General features: G+C 68.6%; 16 protein-coding genes and 2 pseudogenes. 12 read left to right on the top strand and 6 right to left on the bottom strand.

Going from position 1 to position 15,816, the window contains the following annotated elements; translation table 11 throughout:
* Window positions 1–371 precede the first annotated feature (371 nt).
* Window positions 372–908 (bottom strand): NUDIX domain-containing protein, encoded by a 537-nt coding sequence (locus QIT00_RS29550; protein ID WP_282538495.1) that lies wholly within the window; start codon window positions 906–908, stop codon window positions 372–374.
* Between the two features lie 44 nt (window positions 909–952).
* Window positions 953–2,287 carry a transcriptional regulator gene (locus QIT00_RS29545; protein ID WP_282538494.1) on the bottom strand — a complete coding sequence of 445 codons (1,335 nt, stop codon included), beginning with the start codon at window positions 2,285–2,287 and terminating at the stop codon, window positions 953–955.
* Between the two features lie 131 nt (window positions 2,288–2,418).
* Between QIT00_RS29545 and QIT00_RS29540 the strand changes: the two genes are divergently transcribed.
* Window positions 2,419–2,877, top strand: coding sequence for an ATP-binding protein (locus QIT00_RS29540; protein WP_282538493.1), 459 nt, complete (start codon window positions 2,419–2,421; stop codon window positions 2,875–2,877).
* 26 nt (window positions 2,878–2,903) lie between these two features.
* On the opposite strand, the gene QIT00_RS29535 is transcribed toward QIT00_RS29540, so the two are convergent.
* Complete coding sequence (locus QIT00_RS29535; protein WP_282538492.1) at window positions 2,904–3,473, bottom strand: transcriptional regulator; 570 nt, start codon at window positions 3,471–3,473, stop codon at window positions 2,904–2,906.
* Window positions 3,474–3,764: 291 nt separating this feature from the next.
* Here QIT00_RS29535 and QIT00_RS29530 point away from each other — a divergent pair, with 291 nt between their 5' ends.
* The 4 genes from QIT00_RS29530 to QIT00_RS29515 all read left to right on the top strand — a co-directional run bounded on the left by QIT00_RS29530 (window position 3,765) and on the right by QIT00_RS29515 (window position 7,530).
* Window positions 3,765–5,822 carry a glycoside hydrolase gene (locus QIT00_RS29530; protein ID WP_282538491.1) on the top strand — a complete coding sequence of 686 codons (2,058 nt, stop codon included), beginning with the start codon at window positions 3,765–3,767 and terminating at the stop codon, window positions 5,820–5,822.
* 124 nt (window positions 5,823–5,946) lie between these two features.
* Window positions 5,947–6,105 (top strand): hypothetical protein, encoded by a 159-nt coding sequence (locus QIT00_RS29525; protein ID WP_282538490.1) that lies wholly within the window; start codon window positions 5,947–5,949, stop codon window positions 6,103–6,105.
* Window positions 6,106–6,118: 13 nt separating this feature from the next.
* Window positions 6,119–6,787 (top strand): alpha/beta fold hydrolase, encoded by a 669-nt coding sequence (locus tag QIT00_RS29520; protein ID WP_349017212.1) that lies wholly within the window; start codon window positions 6,119–6,121, stop codon window positions 6,785–6,787.
* Window positions 6,788–7,341: 554 nt separating this feature from the next.
* On the top strand, window positions 7,342–7,530 hold the full coding sequence (locus QIT00_RS29515) for a DUF6381 family protein (RefSeq protein WP_282538489.1): 189 nt from the start codon (window positions 7,342–7,344) through the stop codon (window positions 7,528–7,530).
* Window positions 7,531–7,717: 187 nt separating this feature from the next.
* Here QIT00_RS29515 and QIT00_RS29510 read toward each other — a convergent pair.
* Window positions 7,718–8,020 (bottom strand): annotated as a pseudogene (locus QIT00_RS29510) (LysR substrate-binding domain-containing protein); the annotation flags it as partial.
* A 5-nt stretch (window positions 8,021–8,025) separates the two neighbouring features.
* Here QIT00_RS29510 and QIT00_RS29505 point away from each other — a divergent pair.
* Window positions 8,026–8,739: pseudogene (locus tag QIT00_RS29505) on the top strand (helix-turn-helix domain-containing protein); the annotation flags it as partial.
* Window positions 8,740–8,956: 217 nt separating this feature from the next.
* On the opposite strand, the gene QIT00_RS29500 reads toward QIT00_RS29505, so the two are convergent.
* Window positions 8,957–9,358: a nuclear transport factor 2 family protein gene (locus QIT00_RS29500; RefSeq protein ID WP_282538488.1), complete on the bottom strand. Its 402-nt coding sequence runs from the start codon at window positions 9,356–9,358 to the stop codon at window positions 8,957–8,959.
* A gap of 247 nt (window positions 9,359–9,605) precedes the next feature.
* On the opposite strand from QIT00_RS29500, the gene QIT00_RS29495 reads away from it, so the two are divergent.
* The gene (locus QIT00_RS29495; protein ID WP_282538487.1) at window positions 9,606–10,586 is read left to right on the top strand and encodes an aldo/keto reductase; all 981 of its coding nucleotides are present in this window, start codon (window positions 9,606–9,608) and stop codon (window positions 10,584–10,586) included.
* A 38-nt stretch (window positions 10,587–10,624) separates the two neighbouring features.
* On the opposite strand, the gene QIT00_RS29490 is transcribed toward QIT00_RS29495, so the two are convergent.
* Window positions 10,625–11,131: a nuclear transport factor 2 family protein gene (locus QIT00_RS29490; RefSeq protein ID WP_282538486.1), complete on the bottom strand. Its 507-nt coding sequence runs from the start codon at window positions 11,129–11,131 to the stop codon at window positions 10,625–10,627.
* Between the two features lie 296 nt (window positions 11,132–11,427).
* On the opposite strand from QIT00_RS29490, the gene QIT00_RS29485 reads away from it, so the two are divergent.
* The 5 genes from QIT00_RS29485 (at window position 11,428) to QIT00_RS29465 (ending at window position 15,795) form a co-directional block, all read left to right on the top strand.
* Window positions 11,428–12,213, top strand: coding sequence for an SDR family NAD(P)-dependent oxidoreductase (locus QIT00_RS29485; RefSeq protein WP_282538485.1), 786 nt, complete (start codon window positions 11,428–11,430; stop codon window positions 12,211–12,213).
* Window positions 12,214–12,283: 70 nt separating this feature from the next.
* Window positions 12,284–12,565, top strand: coding sequence for a hypothetical protein (locus QIT00_RS29480; protein WP_282538484.1), 282 nt, complete (start codon window positions 12,284–12,286; stop codon window positions 12,563–12,565).
* Between the two features lie 286 nt (window positions 12,566–12,851).
* The gene (locus tag QIT00_RS29475) at window positions 12,852–14,117 is read left to right on the top strand and encodes a beta-ketoacyl-[acyl-carrier-protein] synthase family protein (protein WP_282538483.1); all 1,266 of its coding nucleotides are present in this window, start codon (window positions 12,852–12,854) and stop codon (window positions 14,115–14,117) included.
* Window positions 14,114–15,487: a ketosynthase chain-length factor gene (locus QIT00_RS29470; protein ID WP_282538482.1), complete on the top strand. Its 1,374-nt coding sequence runs from the start codon at window positions 14,114–14,116 to the stop codon at window positions 15,485–15,487. The genes QIT00_RS29475 and QIT00_RS29470 overlap by 4 nt, the downstream gene beginning before the upstream one ends.
* Before the next feature lie 47 nt (window positions 15,488–15,534).
* Window positions 15,535–15,795 carry an acyl carrier protein gene (locus QIT00_RS29465; RefSeq protein WP_282538481.1) on the top strand — a complete coding sequence of 87 codons (261 nt, stop codon included), beginning with the start codon at window positions 15,535–15,537 and terminating at the stop codon, window positions 15,793–15,795.
* The last annotated feature ends 21 nt before the right edge of the window (window positions 15,796–15,816 follow it).

Raw genomic sequence — 15,816 nt, 5'->3', positions numbered from 1 at the left:
CGCTGCGTGCCTACCACTCCGTGGCCGGCCTGCGGCCAACTCCGTTGTCCGCGGCTCGAATCGCTCCGCGATTCGGCCTCCGGGAATTCGCTCCGCGAACTCCCGGGTTTCGCTGGCTAGTTGGGGGCAGCTGCGCGAGTCCCCTGGGGCCTTCCATGGGTCAGGGGACTTTCGGTATCAGCAGAAATTAAGGCAGCAGCCCCTGGCGTAACATCAAGTCCACCTGACTGACCGGTGCAGACCAGCTTGCCAAGCCGTATGCGTCAAACATGTAGCCCAGATAGTTTATGGAGCAAACGCGCACCTATGGATCCAAGCAACCTGACTTTTCGTCAACCCACTTACAAATTGGACCCGTTGATCCACTATCCTTATCTCACACGCAGCTGATGCAACATCAGCAACGCCGCCACCGCATTCGCAGACCTGACCTCGCCACGTGCAATCAGTTCAGGGACCGTTTCCAACGGCACCCATTCACGCCGTTGTGATTCGAAGTCGTCTTCAGGAACCTCGGCCACCTTCACAGCACTGTCCGACCAGTACACCCGGTGATGTGACGTCGAGATCCCTGGCATGGGATCCACCGCCAGGAGCAGCCTCATAGGCCCCGGCCGCCATCCTGTCTCTTCCTCGAACTCACGCGCCGCCGCCTCAGCCGGATCTTCACCCTCGCCTGTGCCGCCCGAGGGCAGTTCATAACCCCATGCCTCAGTAATGAATCGGTGCCTCCACAACAACAGCACCTCGTTCGCTTCGTTGACGACGGTGGCGACTGCGACAGGGCGGAGACGAAGCACGGTGTGATCCAGGTGACGGCCGTCGGGTAGTTCAACATCCGCCATATTGACCTTGATCCATCGGTTCTCGTACACCGTGCGCTCGCTGAGGTTCCGCCACACTGACATCCCGTTGCCTCCCGTAGTGGACTAGCTCCATCCGAACACATCGTTCACAGCGGGATGCGCAGGGTGTCGTCGAGGCGGCCGACGACTTCGCGCACCGACACACTGCGGGTGCTGGCCAGACTGCGTCGTACTCTCGCGAGTCGGTCGTACAGGCGGTGGGACTCCATGCCTTGCACAGTGTCCAGCATTCGTGCTGCGGTGGCGGCTGCCTGATCGGCTTCTCCTGCACGCAGTTCGCAGTCGGCGAGAGTGCCGAGCCGGTGCACCTGGCCTCGTGCATGTGCCTGGATCTCGACGGCTTCGGCGGCGTATCGCTGCGCGGGTCCGGTGTCTCCGAGCCTCATGAGGGTGTCGGCCAGCGCATTCTCCAACAAGCCTGGTTGCACGTACCCGGTCTCGGTTGGTTCCTCGTCGGGCCTGATGAGGCCGGCTGCGATCTCGGCGTGCTGCATGGCGTGCCGAGCTCCCTTTTGGTCGCCCATCCTCGCGAAGGCTTTGGCTTGCATGGCATTCAGGTCGCAGGCGAGTGCGGGTGAGATCGCGTGTCCGGCAGTGCGCAGTCCGGCCTCGGCGAACGAGACGGCCTGCGTGTACTCGCCGAGATAGAGGGCGTGGTTCACGAGGAGAGCGATTACGTATCCCCCGAAGGCCCGGTCACCGGAGGCCTTCGCAAGCCGAAGGGCCTGATGGTAGTAGCGTTGCGCGAGGCCTTGAGCGCTCGAGTCATATGCGCAGATACCGGCGATGGCGACCAACCCACCGACGGCCCTGTGCAGTTCGCGACCGGTTGTATCGGTGTAGGTACCTCGCATCAGTGGGGCTGTGTCCTGGACAAGGAACCGAACGACTCTGCCGCGCGTGGCGACGCCGCCGGCCTTTCGGTACATCTGCTCGTAGTGATTGCGTGCGGTGCGGAGAGTTTCCACATCGGGTAACCCCACGCGCACCGTGCCCCGGCTTGAGACATCCGTGTCGTCCGGTGGGTTCTCCCATTCCCAGACCGGCCCGACGGCAGGCAGTCCTGTTATGACGGGTGCCAGCTGAAGATCTTCGCGCTGTTTGTGGTCGCCCTGCCAAAGGGCAGTGGCCTTGCCGATAAACCCGTCCAATGAAGTTCCCACAGGGGGCGCGGCAGCGGTTCCCATTCCGAGGTCGTCGAGCGACACACGGCGGCAGAGGCGTCGGCCGAGGATGCCCGCGATCAGGTCGGGGGCATTTCCGCGTGGTCGTTGTCCGCCCAGCCAACGGATGACGGAGCTGTGGTCGTAGCGCATGCATCTTCCTTGTGCTGCTCCAGCCGCGTTGACCTGCGCTGCGAGTCCCTTGCGGGACATGCCCGCCTCAGCCAGGAGTGCGTCGAGCAGCATGTTGGGTTCCATGATGTGTCCCCCGGATCACTCAGTGTCACAACGGTAGCGGGATTCGGTTCACACAGTGTGTGAACCTCGTACTGCGGCCCGCATGACTCGCACACTCCCCTGCGGATGCTCGGAAGGCTGATGCTCAAGCCATGTCAGAAGCCCCTCAAGCGACTGCCTTGACCGCCGCCTCCCCATCCAGTCATTCCTCGCAAGTAACCTGCGTGCAGCGGCAGTTCACCCGGCGTCGTACAGCCATCGCACACGTCCGTCGTTTCGTACGCCAGGCCATTTCCGATCACCTACCTGCCGACCGCATCGAAGACGTAGTCCTCTGCGCGTCCGAACTCGCCACCAACGCACTGCGGCACACACCGTCTGGCCGCGAATTCCGCGTGCATCTGGCCTTCGAAAGCGATGCGGTGCGCCTGGAGGTGCACGATGCAGGCGACGGAGCACCATGGGTCTGCGAGGCCACAGAGGGGGATGACCACGGGCGTGGACTGTTCCTCGTCGCAGCCCTCGCCGACAACTGGGGAATCTCGCACCGGGACGGACCAGGGAAAGCGGTGTGGGCTGTGTTCCAGACCTCTCGGTCAGTACCCTGCTAAACCCACCATTCCAGTAAGGCCCTTGCCTACGCCGCGAATCCCACCGTCGTCACGTGCTCGTACTGGCCCCATTGCGAGCCGAGAGCGGTGATCTCGTCGCACCAGAGGTTCTGGAGTGCCCTTCGGTCACCGGCGGCCCAGGCCGTGATGATGTGTTTCCACTTGCGGATGTTCAACGTGCGGTATTCCAGGACACGTTGGAAGCGGCGGTCGACCTGGGACTGGTTCATGGGGTGGATCTCCACCCTCGTACCGCCTCTCGATTCGAGGCGTTTGAGGAGGTAGCGGGCTACGTTCTGACGACGGACTGTCCAGTAGGCCTGCTCGATGCGTTCAAGATTTCGTTGGGTGGGAGTGCGTTTGCCCGACAGCCAGGCCTTCAGCGTGCGGTCGGTGACCGTGAGGCCTGCTGCGCGGGCCGCTGCCCTTGCCCGTGGGGTTTTGGTCAGGTAGCGGAGGTGGGCTTGCAGGCCTCGTCTGGTGGTGATGGGTGAGGCGATGCCGTCGACCAGGCGGTCGAGTTGGCGGGACAGTGCCTCGCCGCCTTCGATGCCTGTCGCGCCGAATCTGCCGAAGTCCTTTGTACGGTCCGGCACTTGTTCCTCTCGCGTTCTTTATGGATCTTGCTTCCGTAAGAGGAACGAGGCCGAGCCGGGCAGGATGCGCAGCACGACCATGTGTGGGCCGGAGCGGGATGCGCCTGCCCCATGAGGCCAGACAACCGACCCGATCCCCTCCACCGCGTCCGGCCGCGCTCACTCACCTCGGCATCGCGATCGACCCTGCCTGGGGGCTCGACGGCCGGGCGATCCAGCGCGCTGCCGTCGTGTGCCCGGGAGGAGCGCGGTCTTAGAAACCTCTTACGCCCACGGCCGATGCTCTCGCTCGTGACTTACGCGAAGAGCAACAGCACTCGAACGCAGGAGGCCTGTCATCGTGACGTTGCGGGCGGGCGGCGGCGGCGCCGGATCCGTACGTACGGCATCGCCGCGGCGGTCGTGCTGACCGCCAGCACGGCATCGGCGGGCTGTCTGGCTACGGCCGGTTCGCCGTGGGGCGACGGTACGCCCGGCACGCCGCCCCAAGTGCACGGCAGCGCAGTCGACTTCACCGTGCGGGGCGGCACCGCGCGCGTGGACACCGGGTCGCTGCGCGTCACGGGGCACACCGGCGACGGGGCCTCTCTGCCGGTGTCCGGCGCGGCGCGACAGGAGCTGGGCAAGCCCGGCAAGGTGACCGTGGACGGGGACACGGCCCGCTGGTCGTACCCCGACAAGAAGCTCACCGTCACGGCGGGGAGCGAGCACGGCCGGCTGCGCATGACCGTGCGCTCCGGCGTCGACCAGAACCTGTCCTGGCCCAGTACCGCCCCCGGCGCCGGCGGGGCCCTTCAGATTCCGCGCGGCGAGGGCCTGCGTATCCCGGTGAGCGACCGTTTCTGGAACTCCCGCGAGGCCGGGCTGAGGGGCACGGAGGTCGATCTCTCAGGCGGCCTCACCCTTCCGGCCTGGGGCTATACCCAGGGTCGGCACGGCGTCGGCTATATCGTCCCGGAGGAGGTCGGCACCTCGCTGGGCTTCGCCTCGAAGGGCGGCCGGTTCGGCGCCACGGCGCAGCACGAGTTCTCGCAGCGCGAGGAGACCCGCGGCTACACCGTGCACTTCTCGCTCACGGACTCCTCCGCGGTCTCGTCCGCCACCAACTACCGCGATTATCTCGACGAACACGGCAAGCTGCGCTCCCTGAAGCAGAAGATCCGGGAGAACCCTGAGGTCGAGCGGCTGCTCGGGGCCGCGCACGCCTATGCCTGGGGCGAGGCCCGTACCGCGAAGGGCGTGAACGAGCTGCGCGAGCTCGGGGTCTCCCGGCTCTGGCTCGGCTATGACGCCGACGACCAGCCGATGGACCGGCAGGCGGTGCGGGCCGCGCAGCGGCACGGCTATCTGGTCGGCCCGTACGACTCCTATGCCAATGGCCAGCCTGCCGGGAGTGCCGACAACCCCTCGTCGAAATGGCCCGGTTCGGTCTACCCGGACTTCTGCGTACGGGACTGGAAGGGCGAGGTCAAGGAAGGCTTCGGCGGTCGGGGCTGCTACCTCAGCTCCGAGGCGTTCCGGCGGGCCGAGCCCGGCGAGCGTTACCTGGACGACCGGGCGGAGAGGATGACGGCCAACGGTGCCGACAGCTACTTCCTGGATGTCGACGCGGCGGGCGAGCTGTTCACGGACGGCAGCGAGGGCCACCGCATGAACAAGAAGCGGGACCGCGCCAACCGTCTGGAGCGTATGCGGAAGCTCGCCTCCGACGACAAGCTCGTCCTCGGCTCCGAGTCGGCCGGTTCCTGGGCCTCCTCCGTGCTCGCCTTCAACCACGGCGGGCAGACCCCGGTGCACGACGGCCTGTGGAAGCTGGAGAACGACAGGGAGAAGTGGGGCGGCTACGCCCCCGCGGGTGAGCCCGCGTTCTTCTTCAAGCAGGTCGAGCTGCCTGCCGCCGTGGCGAAGGCGATGTACGACCCGCGCTACCGCGTCCCCTTGTACGAAACGGCGCTGCACGGTTCCGTCATCAACACCGGCCGCTGGGAGCTGCCGTACAACAAGCTCCCGGAGCAGAAGACCGACCGGGCACTGATGTCCATCCTCTACAACACCCCCCTCAACTTCACGCTCGGGGACGAGAACCTGACGTCCACGGGCAAGGAGATGGCGGAGCTTCAGCGCTACTTCGCACCTCTGCACAAGGCCGCCGGTACCGAGCGCATGACCGGCTACCAGCGGCTGACCGCTGACGGGACGGTGCAGCGCTCGGAGTTCGGCGACGGCAGGCTGACCGTGACCGCCAACTTCGGTAGTAGGGACTACGGTTCGCTGCCCGGCGGCTGTGTGGATGCCAAGCTCGACAGCGAGGCGAAGGCGCAGCGTCTCTGCCCTGCAGGGCAGGGCTGAGGGCCCGCGCACCTGCGGCCTCGGGCCCCTCCGCCTTGCTGAAGCCCCGCCCCCGTGGCGGGGCTTCTCGCTGCGTGCTCCTTCTGCTCACTCCTTGCCCTTCGGTGCGGTGTGCAGGAGGCTGGTGGCGCTGGTGGCGCTGGTGGCGCTGGTGGCGCTGGTGGCGCTGGTGGCGCTGGTGGCGCTGGTGGCGCTGGTGGCGCTGGTGGCGCTGGTGGCGCTGGTGGCGCTGGTGGCGCTGGTGGCGCTGGTGACACGTGTAATCCTCCGACTGGTCGGCTGAGAGGTGCTCCGAGATGAAGCTGCATGTCCACGAGCGCGGTTCCGGTGACAGGGTCGCGCTGTTGATCCACGGTGGCATGGCCGACCACCGCACCTGGCATGCCGTCGAGGATCATCTGGTGGGCCTGGGATATCGTGTCGTTGCTCCTGACCTGCGCGGTCACGGGCGCAGTTCGCGTGCCGAGTACCGGCCTCACCTGCTCGCCGATGACCTGGTGGAGAGTCTGCCGGCCGGTGCGGCGGTGGCGATCGGGCACTCGCTCGGCGGGCTGTCCCTCCTCTTGCCGTCGAGCGGCTGCGGCCGGGCCGGGCGGTGTATTCGGATCCCGGCTTCTGTCTGCGCAATGTGCCGGCGGCCGCCACGGCCGCCATGCGGGAGATGGTGGCCTCCGCCACCGCCGAGCGCGTACGAGAGTGGAATCCGCGGTGGTCGGAGGAGGACGTGGCGGCGGAGCTTGCGGGCTTCGAGCTGTTCGACGCCGAATTCCTGCGCTGCGTGGAGCGGTTCGACCAGGACTATCTGCCGGAGAGGGCCGTCGTACCGTCACTGGTCCAGCTCGCCGACCCGAGTCTGTGCATCGATGAGCCAACGGCGGCCGCGCTGGCCGGGCGGGGCTTTGAGGTGCGTGTGGCGCCGCAGACGGGGCATTGCATCCACCGCGACGATCTGCAGGGATTTCTGACGACGTTGGACGGCTGGATCTGAGCCTTTCGCCCGGCGGCAGTGGGGCAGTACCCGGGAGGCGACCGTAGGTGCTGGCGACGGTTTCGAGCGTGGGGGCCCCACTCCTACCGCCTTGCCACCACGCGGGCCCGAGCCGCACCGAAAAGCAGGGCTCGACCGAACAGCAGGGCTCGGCCTGACGACAACGTGGGCAGCTCAGTCGGCAGGAGCCTGGGGGCGTGGTGGGCGATAGTCGCTGAGCCAGTCGCCCGGGATCAGGTCCCCCGCGCGGTCGGTCGAGGTCTTCCGCCGTTCGGCCGCGGGCCAGGATGGCCGTCCCGTCATCATCGGGCAGCAGGACGTCCTGGCCCAGGGACCACCCGGGCTCCTCACCCATGGGGTACGCCGGAAACGGCAGTCGGACGAGGTGCGTCTCCAGCAGTTCGAGGCTGTCGCCATCCGGGTCGAGGAAGTCGCAGAGCGAAGGCGTGTGAGGACAGGTCGAGGTGCCGAAGTCAGCTGAGCTTGATTCGCTGGCACCTGTAGCTCCTTCCACGAAGGCGAGATCCGATCATGAGCAGCGAAGAGACACGCGCACGGCTCCAGCAGATGCGCGAAGAGGCTCGGGAATGCGCGGAGGCGGCAGAGCGCACCAGCGACCCGAAGGAGCGGGAGCAGCTCCAGGAGAAGGCCCGCAGGCTGCAAAGCCAGAGTGAGCAGGAGAGTGCCATGCGGAGTGGAGACATCTACCCCTCGGAGTAGCAGGCCCCGTTCTGTTGCATCGCGTCCTGGCATTGGCTCCGGAGTTATTGACTCCGGAGCAATTCACTCCGGAGCTATTGAGTCCGGCAGGATCTGATGCCCGTCTGCGGGTCCAGGTCGGCCGCGCCGTGCGCAGTGCCGCGAGCCCGCGGGCGATCACGGGGTGTTTCTCGCTGCCGCGTCGCACACAGGCGGCGAACCGCCGTACCGGCGCGGGGGCGCCGCGCAAGGGCACCCGCACCAGATCCGCCGGTACGGGCGCCAGGCGCGGCGCCAGCGCGATCCCGAAGCCGTGTGCGACCAGGGCGGCCACTGCCGACCAGTCCACCGCGGCGTGCGCGGTCCGCGGTGTGAACCCGGCCATCGCGCCCGCCGCCGTCAGCAGCTGCTCTTGGTCGAGTGGGTCCCCGGCCTTGACCCAGGTCTCGTCGGCGGCCTCGGTCAGGCTGATGCCGTCCGTCCGCGCCGCGAAGCGGTGTCCGGGCTGCACTCGCAGTACCCCGCCGTCCCGCCGTGCTGGATGCCGTTCGCCGGGCACACGCCCGCGGTACACGCCTGGTCGGCTTCTGCAGCGGCGCCTTCACACTGGCCGAGGCCGGAGTCCTCGACGGGCGCAGGGCCACCGCGCACTGGCAGTGGGCGGACTCCTTCCGGGCCCGCTTCCCCTCTGTCCAGCTCGAAGCGGACGTGCTGTTCGTGGACGACGGCGACATCCTCACCGCGGCAGGAAGTACGGCTGCGCTCGATCTCGGGTTGCATCTGGTTCGCCGCGACTACGGCGCCGAGGTCGCCAACTCGGTGAGCCGGCGACTGGTCTTCGCGGCGCACCGGGACGGCGGGCAGCGGCAGTTTGTGGAGCGCCCCATACCCGACCTGCCGGACGAGTCCCTGGCCCCTGTACTGGCCTGGGCACAGGAACGGTTGGACGCACCGCTCACTGTGTCCGGCCTCGCGTCGCGTGCGGCGGTCAGTCCCGCGACGCTGCATCGCCGCTTCCAAGCGCAACTGGGCACGACGCCGCTGACCTGGCTCACGGGGGAACGGCTGGCCCTGGCATGCCGGTTGATCGAGCGAGGCGAGTCCCGTTTCGAGGTGGTCGCGCGGCGCAGTGGACTTGGCACCGCCGCCAATCTGCGCATGCTGATGCGCCGCCAGACAGGCATCACGCCGTCGGTGTACAGGCGCCGGTTCGGGCCGGAGGCGAATTGACAGCCGGCGCCGCCGTGGACGGTCGTCCGGCCTTTCGCCCGGTCGTCCGGCGGGCGCGCCCGGTCCAGCCGTGGATGTCGTACGGCCGGACCGGGCAGGGGTTTCGCTCTCTCCCCCGCCTGCGCCCGAGGGCCGTACCCGCCCTGGCCGACCGCCGAAACCGTCATGATCGGGCCTGAACGGGAACAGCCCCGACGACACCTCCTTCGGCGTACGGTCATCCGGCGTCTTCGATCAGTTCCTCTAGGGAGGCGTCTTCCGGTACGCCCTGGCCCACGTCCCAGTGCTCGGCGAGGCGGCCGTCCTCGATGCGCCAGATGTCGACCACCACGGCGGGCTGCGCGTCCGGTGCGGGCCGGGCCACGCTGTGTGTCCAGACCTGGTCGCCCTCGGCCACCATGCGCCGGACCGTCAGTGAGAATCCGGGCATGGCCGCGGCGACGCCCGAGAACGACTCGACGGTTCGGTCTCGGCCGGTGCCGACACCGTGGTGGTGGTTGACGAAGTCCTCGGTGAGCAGCTGCCGGGCCCGGTCGAAGTCCTTGTCGTTGTAGAACAGTCCGATGTACTCGGCCACGAGGTCTTTGTTGGCCTGCAGGGACTTCTCTGATGAGTTCACTGAGTTCGCTGAGTTCGCTGAGTTCGCTGAGTTCACTGAGTTCATTCCTTCACCGGTATCACGATCGAATGGCGCCCTGCGGTGCGTTCTGTGGAAGGTGGCCGAAAGCGGGGGTGAGGACGAAGACCGAGGGCCACTGCGGGTGACGGCCGTTGGCTCATTTCGAGCGGCATTCCGAGGTAGGTGCGCGGCCCGGTGAGAGGCTCGCTTCCGTCCGCCTCGGCGCCAGGTAACGGAAGGAATGCATATGAAGCTCCGCCGCATCGGCCGCGAGGGACCCCAGGTCTTCCCTCTCGGCCTCGGCTGCATGGGCATGTCGGAGTTCTACGGCAGCACCCGGGAGTCGGAGTCGGTCGCGGTTATTCACCGTGCCCTCGACCTCGGTGTGAACCTGCTTGACACCGCCGACATGTACGGCATCGGGGAGAACGAGCGCCTGGTCGGGCGTGCCGTCGCCGACCGACGCGACCGCGTGGTCCTGGCCACCAAGTTCGGAGTGGTCCGCGCAGGAAACCCCGAGGGGCGCGGGATCAACGGCAGCCCGGAGTATGTGCGTACCGCCTGCGACGCTTCTCTCTCCCGCCTCGGTGTGGACCACATCGACTTGTACTACCTGCACCGCCGCGACCCTCAAGTGCCGATCGAGGAGACCGTCGGTGCGATGGCCGAGCTGGTGCGGGCCGGGAAGGTGCGCTGGCTCGGGTTGTCCGAGGTGAGCGCGCAGACCCTGCGCCGGGCGTGCTCGGTGCATCCGATCTCCGCGTTGCAGAGTGAGTTCTCGCTGTTCAGCCGGGGCATCGAGGAGAGCGTGCTGCCGGCGGCCCGGGAGCTCGGTACTTCCCTGGTCGCGTACGCCCCGATCAGCCGGGGCCTGCTCGGCGGTGCGCTGCCGCCCTCTGATGAACTGGCCGCCGACGACTTCCGTCGGGTCGCGCCCCGCTTCATCGGTGAGAACGCGGAGCGGAACGCACGCCTTGTGGCCGAGGTCAAGGTGATCGCCGACCGGGCCGAGCTCAGCCCGGCCCAACTCGCCCTGGCGTGGCTGCTCGCGCAGGGCGAGGACATCGTGCCGATTCCGGGCACCAAGCGGCTTCGCTACCTGGAGGAGAACGTGGCCGCGGCCGGCGTGGAGCTGCCTGTGGAAGCTCTTACGGCCCTGGAGTCCGCTGTCCCGCCCGGCGCGGTGCACGGCGAGCGGTACCCGGACATGTCGCACATCGACGGCTGATCCCCCCTTCCTTCTGGTCCTGTCCGGCGGATCTGGGCTCAGATGAGGAACTGGTCGTGGTCCACCCGCCGGGAGCGGTTGTGCAGTTCGCCGTTCTCGCGCACCAGTACGTCGTGCACCAGGCAGCTCGGGGCGATCTCGGGCTCCCGGACTCCGGGCCTGGTGGTCGCCACGAGCGCGTAGAACGTGCTGTGGACGCTGCCGTCGTCCTGCGGCTCCAGGTCGATCATGCTGAACCAGTGGCGGCGCTGCACCGGGTCGGTCTCGAACCGCTTGTGGAACTCGTACAGGTCGGCAGTGATGCCGGTACGGGTTCGGGACGGCTCGCAGCCCGGCGTGTGGGCGAACTCGGCGTCTTCGGTGAACGTCTCGGCGTAGCCTTCCAGTTTCCGTGCGTCGAGCAACTGCGCCTGGCGCGCGTAGAACTGCTGGACCTCCACGTACAGCTCGTGCTTGTTGCGGACCTGGTCGTTCAGTGCACGCTCCTTGCTCGCGCGCTCGTCGGGCGTGCGCTCGTCCGGTGTGCTGCTGCGCATGCTCGTCATGCCTGACCCCTTTCGGTGGAGGGTGCCGAGCCGGTCCTGCTGTGCCGTCGGCCCCGTCACCGTCGGGCGCGTGTGTCCAAGTCCCCTCGAAGTTCGCTCGAACGCGCCTCGGGCCCCGGACCGCTGCGGCACGGCTCCGGCACGGCTCCGGCACGGCTCCGGTCGGACTCAGGTGCTCTGTGCCTTCCAGTCCACTTGGATTCGGGTTCGAGACCCCCCGGCCAGCGTGGAGTTCGGTTCGCAGGCAAAGGCCGATACACCCGGGCTGTCACGGCAGGCCCGAGAGAGGACTGATCATGGGGGACGGCACGCGGCGCGTGGCGCTGGTCACCGGAGCGACCAGTGGCATGGGCCTGGAGATCGCCAAGAGCCTGGGCCGGCAGGGCATCAGCGTCTACCTCTGCGCACGGCACCACGAATCCGTGGCTGCCACCGTCAAGGAGCTGCGCGACCAGGGCATGGACGTGGACGGGCGGTCCTGCGACGTGCGGGTGCCGGAGCAGATCCGGGAGCTCGTGGACGCGGCTGTCGAACGCTTCGGCCCGATCGACATCCTGGTCAACAACGCGGGCCGGCCCGGCGGTGGCAGCACCGCCGAGATCGAGGACGAGCTCTGGTTCGACGTCATCAACACCAATTTGAACAGCGTCTTCCTCGTCACCAAGCAGGTGCTGACCCGGGGCGGCCTCAAGGACAAGACTTGGGGCCGGGTGATCAACATCGCGTCCACCGGCGGCAAGCAGGGCGTCGTCCACGCCAGTCCGTACTCGGCCTCCAAGCACGGCGTCGTCGGCTTCTCCAAGGCGCTCGGCCTGGAGCTGGCCAGGACCGGCATCACGGTGAACGCGGTCTGTCCGGGGTTCGTCGAGACGCCGATGGCCGAGCGTGTGCGTGAGCACTACGCGGCGATCTGGGGCGTGGACGAGGAGGAGACTCATCGGCGGATCAGCGCCCGCGCGCCGATCGGCCGTTACGTGGAAGCCGGCGAGGTCGCGGCGATGGTCGACTACCTGGTCGGCGAGGGCGCCAACGCGGTGACCGCCCAGGCCCTGAACGTCTGCGGCGGTCTCGGCAACTACTGAGCCGGCCCGTCCACCACCAGGCGCGGAGGGTGCCGTGACGGAGCATCAGCGATCCAGGGGTCAGCCGGAGATGAGCCAGACCTCGGCCCACGGCCGGGACGTTCGCGGCCAGGACGCCCCCGTCGGCACGAGCATCGGCACCGGCGGCCCCACCGAACAGCAGCGGCATCCGGACGGCGGGGCCCGGTCCGCCCTCGAGACCGTCGGCGAGAACGCGCTGCGGCTGCTCGGCGGCCTCACGCGGTCCCCGAGCGCACCGCGCATCGAGACCAACGGGGTGAGCGTGCACCGAGGCCAACGGGTGAGCGTGCGCCTGGAGTGGCCGGCCGCGACGGTGGCCGCTCCCTACTGAAGCTGATGATCCCGGTCAACGCGGACTGTGACGGCAGCGTCGCCGAGGTCCTCAAGGAGGGCGGCGATCCGGTCGAGTTCGAGGAGCCGCTGTTCGTGATCGCACCGCTCACCGGCTCCTGAGCGAGCCCGCGCTCCCCCGCCCGCACCTCTCTCTCCTCCGCCTCTCTCCTCCACCTCTCTCCTCCCCCCCCTCCTGCTCTTCTCTCCACTCCATGACTGCAAAGGAAACGCACTGACATGTGCAGTTCGACTGTGACGGTAGCGACGGCCCAGGACGGCCCGCGATGACCCGCCGTGTCGTCATCACCGGTATCGGCGTACGGGCCCCGGGTGGCAAGGGCGTGAAGGAGTTCTGGTCCACGCTGAGCGGCGGCCGGACCGCCACCCGCAGGATCACGTTCTTCGACCCGTCGCCCTATCGCTCCCAGGTCGCCGCCGAGGCGGACTTCGACCCGGTGGTCGAGGGGCTCACGGCGGCGGAGGCCGACCGCATGGACCGGGCCACCCAGTTCGCGGTGGTGTGTGCCGACGAGGCCGTCCAGGACAGCGGGTTGGATCTCACCGCCCTGGACCCGTACCGCGTGGGCGTCAGTCTCGGCAGCGCGGTCGCGGCCGCCACGAGTCTGGAACGCGAATATCTGAACCTCTCCGGCGGGGGCCGGAACTGGGAGGTGGACCCCGCCGGGCTCTCCCCGTACATGTTCGACTACATGGTGCCGAGCGTGATGCCGGCCGAGGTGGCGTGGGCGGTGGGTGCCGAGGGCCCGGTGGCGATGGTCTCCAACGGCTGCACCTCAGGGCTTGATTCGGTCGGCCACGCGGTGCAGCTGATCCGCGAGGGCAGCGCCGACACCATGGTGGCGGGTGCCTCCGACACTCCGATCACGCCGATCGTGGTGGCCTGCTTCGACGCCATCAAGGCGACCACGCCGCGCAACGACGCCCCGGAGGAGGCCTCGCGCCCGTTCGACGGCTCCCGCAACGGCTTCGTGCTCGCCGAGGGAGCGGCCATGTTCGTCCTTGAGGAGTACGACAGCGCCAAGCGCCGCGGCGCGCCGATATATGCCGAGGTCACCGGGTACGCGACCCGCTCCAACGCCTTCCACATGACCGGTCTGAAGCCCGACGGGCGGGAGATGGCCGAGGCGATCCGGGTCGCCCTGAACGAGTCCCGGGCCGATCCGACGGCCGTGGACTACATCAACGCGCACGGCTCGGGGACCAAGCAGAACGACCGGCACGAGACCGCCGCGTTCAAGCGCAGCCTCGGCCCGCACGCCTACGCCACACCGGTCAGCTCGATCAAGTCGATGGTCGGGCACTCGCTCGGGGCCATCGGCTCTCTTGAGATCGCCGCGTCGGTGCTCGCCATCCAGCACGACGTGGTCCCGCCCACGGCCAATCTGCACATCAGTGACCCGGAGTGCGACCTCGACTATGTGCCGATCACCGCTCGGGAACACCGGGTGGACACCGTACTGACGGTGGGCAGCGGCTTCGGCGGCTTCCAGAGCGCGATGGTGCTGCGCGACCCGGAGGAGGCGGCATGAGTACCTCGGAGGAGGAGCGGGCCATGGGCGGCGGGATCCCGTCGGCTGTTCGGCAAACCGTCCGGGATGCCGCCCGAGAGGACGGTCCGGCGGAGACGGCGCGGAGCGGGAGCTCCCCGGTGTACGTGACCGGCATCGGTGTCGCCGCTCCCAACGGCCTCGGCCTGGAACGCTATTGGGAGGCTGTCCTGGCCGGCCGCTCGGGCATCGTCCCGATCAGCCGCTTCGACACGTCGCGCTATCCGGCCCGTCTGGCCGGTCAGATCGAGGACTTCGACGCCTCCACGCATCTGCCGAGCCGGCTGCTGCCGCAGACCGATGTCTCCACCCGGCTCGCCCTGTCCGCCGCGGACTGGGCGATCGCCGACGCGGGCGTCGACGCGTCCTCCGCCACCGACTACGACATGGGCGTGGTGACCGCCAACGGCTGCGGCGGATTCGACTTCACCCACCGGGAGTTCAAGAAGCTGTGGAGCGAAGGCCCGCAGGCGGTGAGCGTGTACGAGTCGTTCGCCTGGTTCTACGCGGTCAACACCGGCCAGATCTCCATCCGCAACGGCATGCGCGGGCCCAGCAGCGCGCTGGTGGCCGAGCAGGCCGGCGGCCTCGACGCCCTCGGGCACGCCCGCCGCACCGTCGGCCGGGGCACTCCCTTGATGGTCACCGGGGGTGTGGACTCCGCGTTCGACCCGTGGGGGTGGGTCTCGCACCTGTCCAGCGGGCGGATCAGCCACGCCACCGACCCGGAGCGCGCCTACTTGCCGTTCGACAGGGAGGCCCGCGGCCAGGTGCCGGGCGAGGGCGGGGCGATCCTGCTGGTCGAGGATCCGGCCGCCGCCCGGGCGCGCGGGGCGCGCCGGGTCTACGGCGAGCTGGCCGGGTACGCCTCCACCTTCGACGCCGCCCCCGGCCGGGTGCGCGGGCGCGCGGCGCACCCCGCGCGCCCGCGTCGCGGAAGAGCTGCGGGGCTGCGCCGGGCGGCCCGGCTCGCTCTGACCGAGGCCGGGCTTGAGCCGCAGGACGTGGATGTGGTGTTCGCGGACGCGGCCGGTGTGCGTGATCTCGACCGTGTGGAGGCGGCGGCGATCCGGGATCTGTTCGGGGTGCACGGCGTGCCGGTCACCGCGCCCAAGGCGCTCACCGGGCGGCTCGGCGCGGGCGGCGGCCCGCTGGATGTCGCCACCGCGCTGCTGAGCATCCGGGACGGGGTGATCCCGGCCTCCGGTGCCACCGCCGACGTACCGGCCGAGTACGGCATCGACGTGGTGACCGGGGCTCCGCGGGAGATTCGCGTCCGCCACGCGCTGGTCCTGGCCCGGGGCCGATGGGGATTCAACTCGGCCGTGGTGGTCCGTGCGGCCACGACCTGATCAGCCATCAGAACCATGACCACACCGCTGTCCATGAGGAGTTGACCATGCAGAGCACCATCACCATGACCATCGACGACCTGCACCGCATCCTGGCCGACTGCGGGGGCGCGAGCGAGGACTGGCCGCGGGGCGCGGACGTGCACGACCGGCGCTTCGAGGAACTGGGCTACGACTCGCTCGCCCTGATGGAGGCCGCCGTGCGCATCGAGAAGGAGTACGGCACGCCTGTGCCGGACGAGCTGATCCCCACCCTCTCCACTCCTCGCGACGTGCTCGACCTGGTCAACGGCGCCAGGCCCGCGTGAGCCGCCGTCGAAACCGCGCGG

This window comes from Streptomyces luteolus, from assembly GCF_029968015.1.
Classification (GTDB): domain Bacteria; phylum Actinomycetota; class Actinomycetes; order Streptomycetales; family Streptomycetaceae; genus Streptomyces; species Streptomyces luteolus.
The sequence above is the reverse complement of the archived record's forward strand: the minus strand, read 5'-3'. Positions and strand labels throughout refer to the sequence as shown.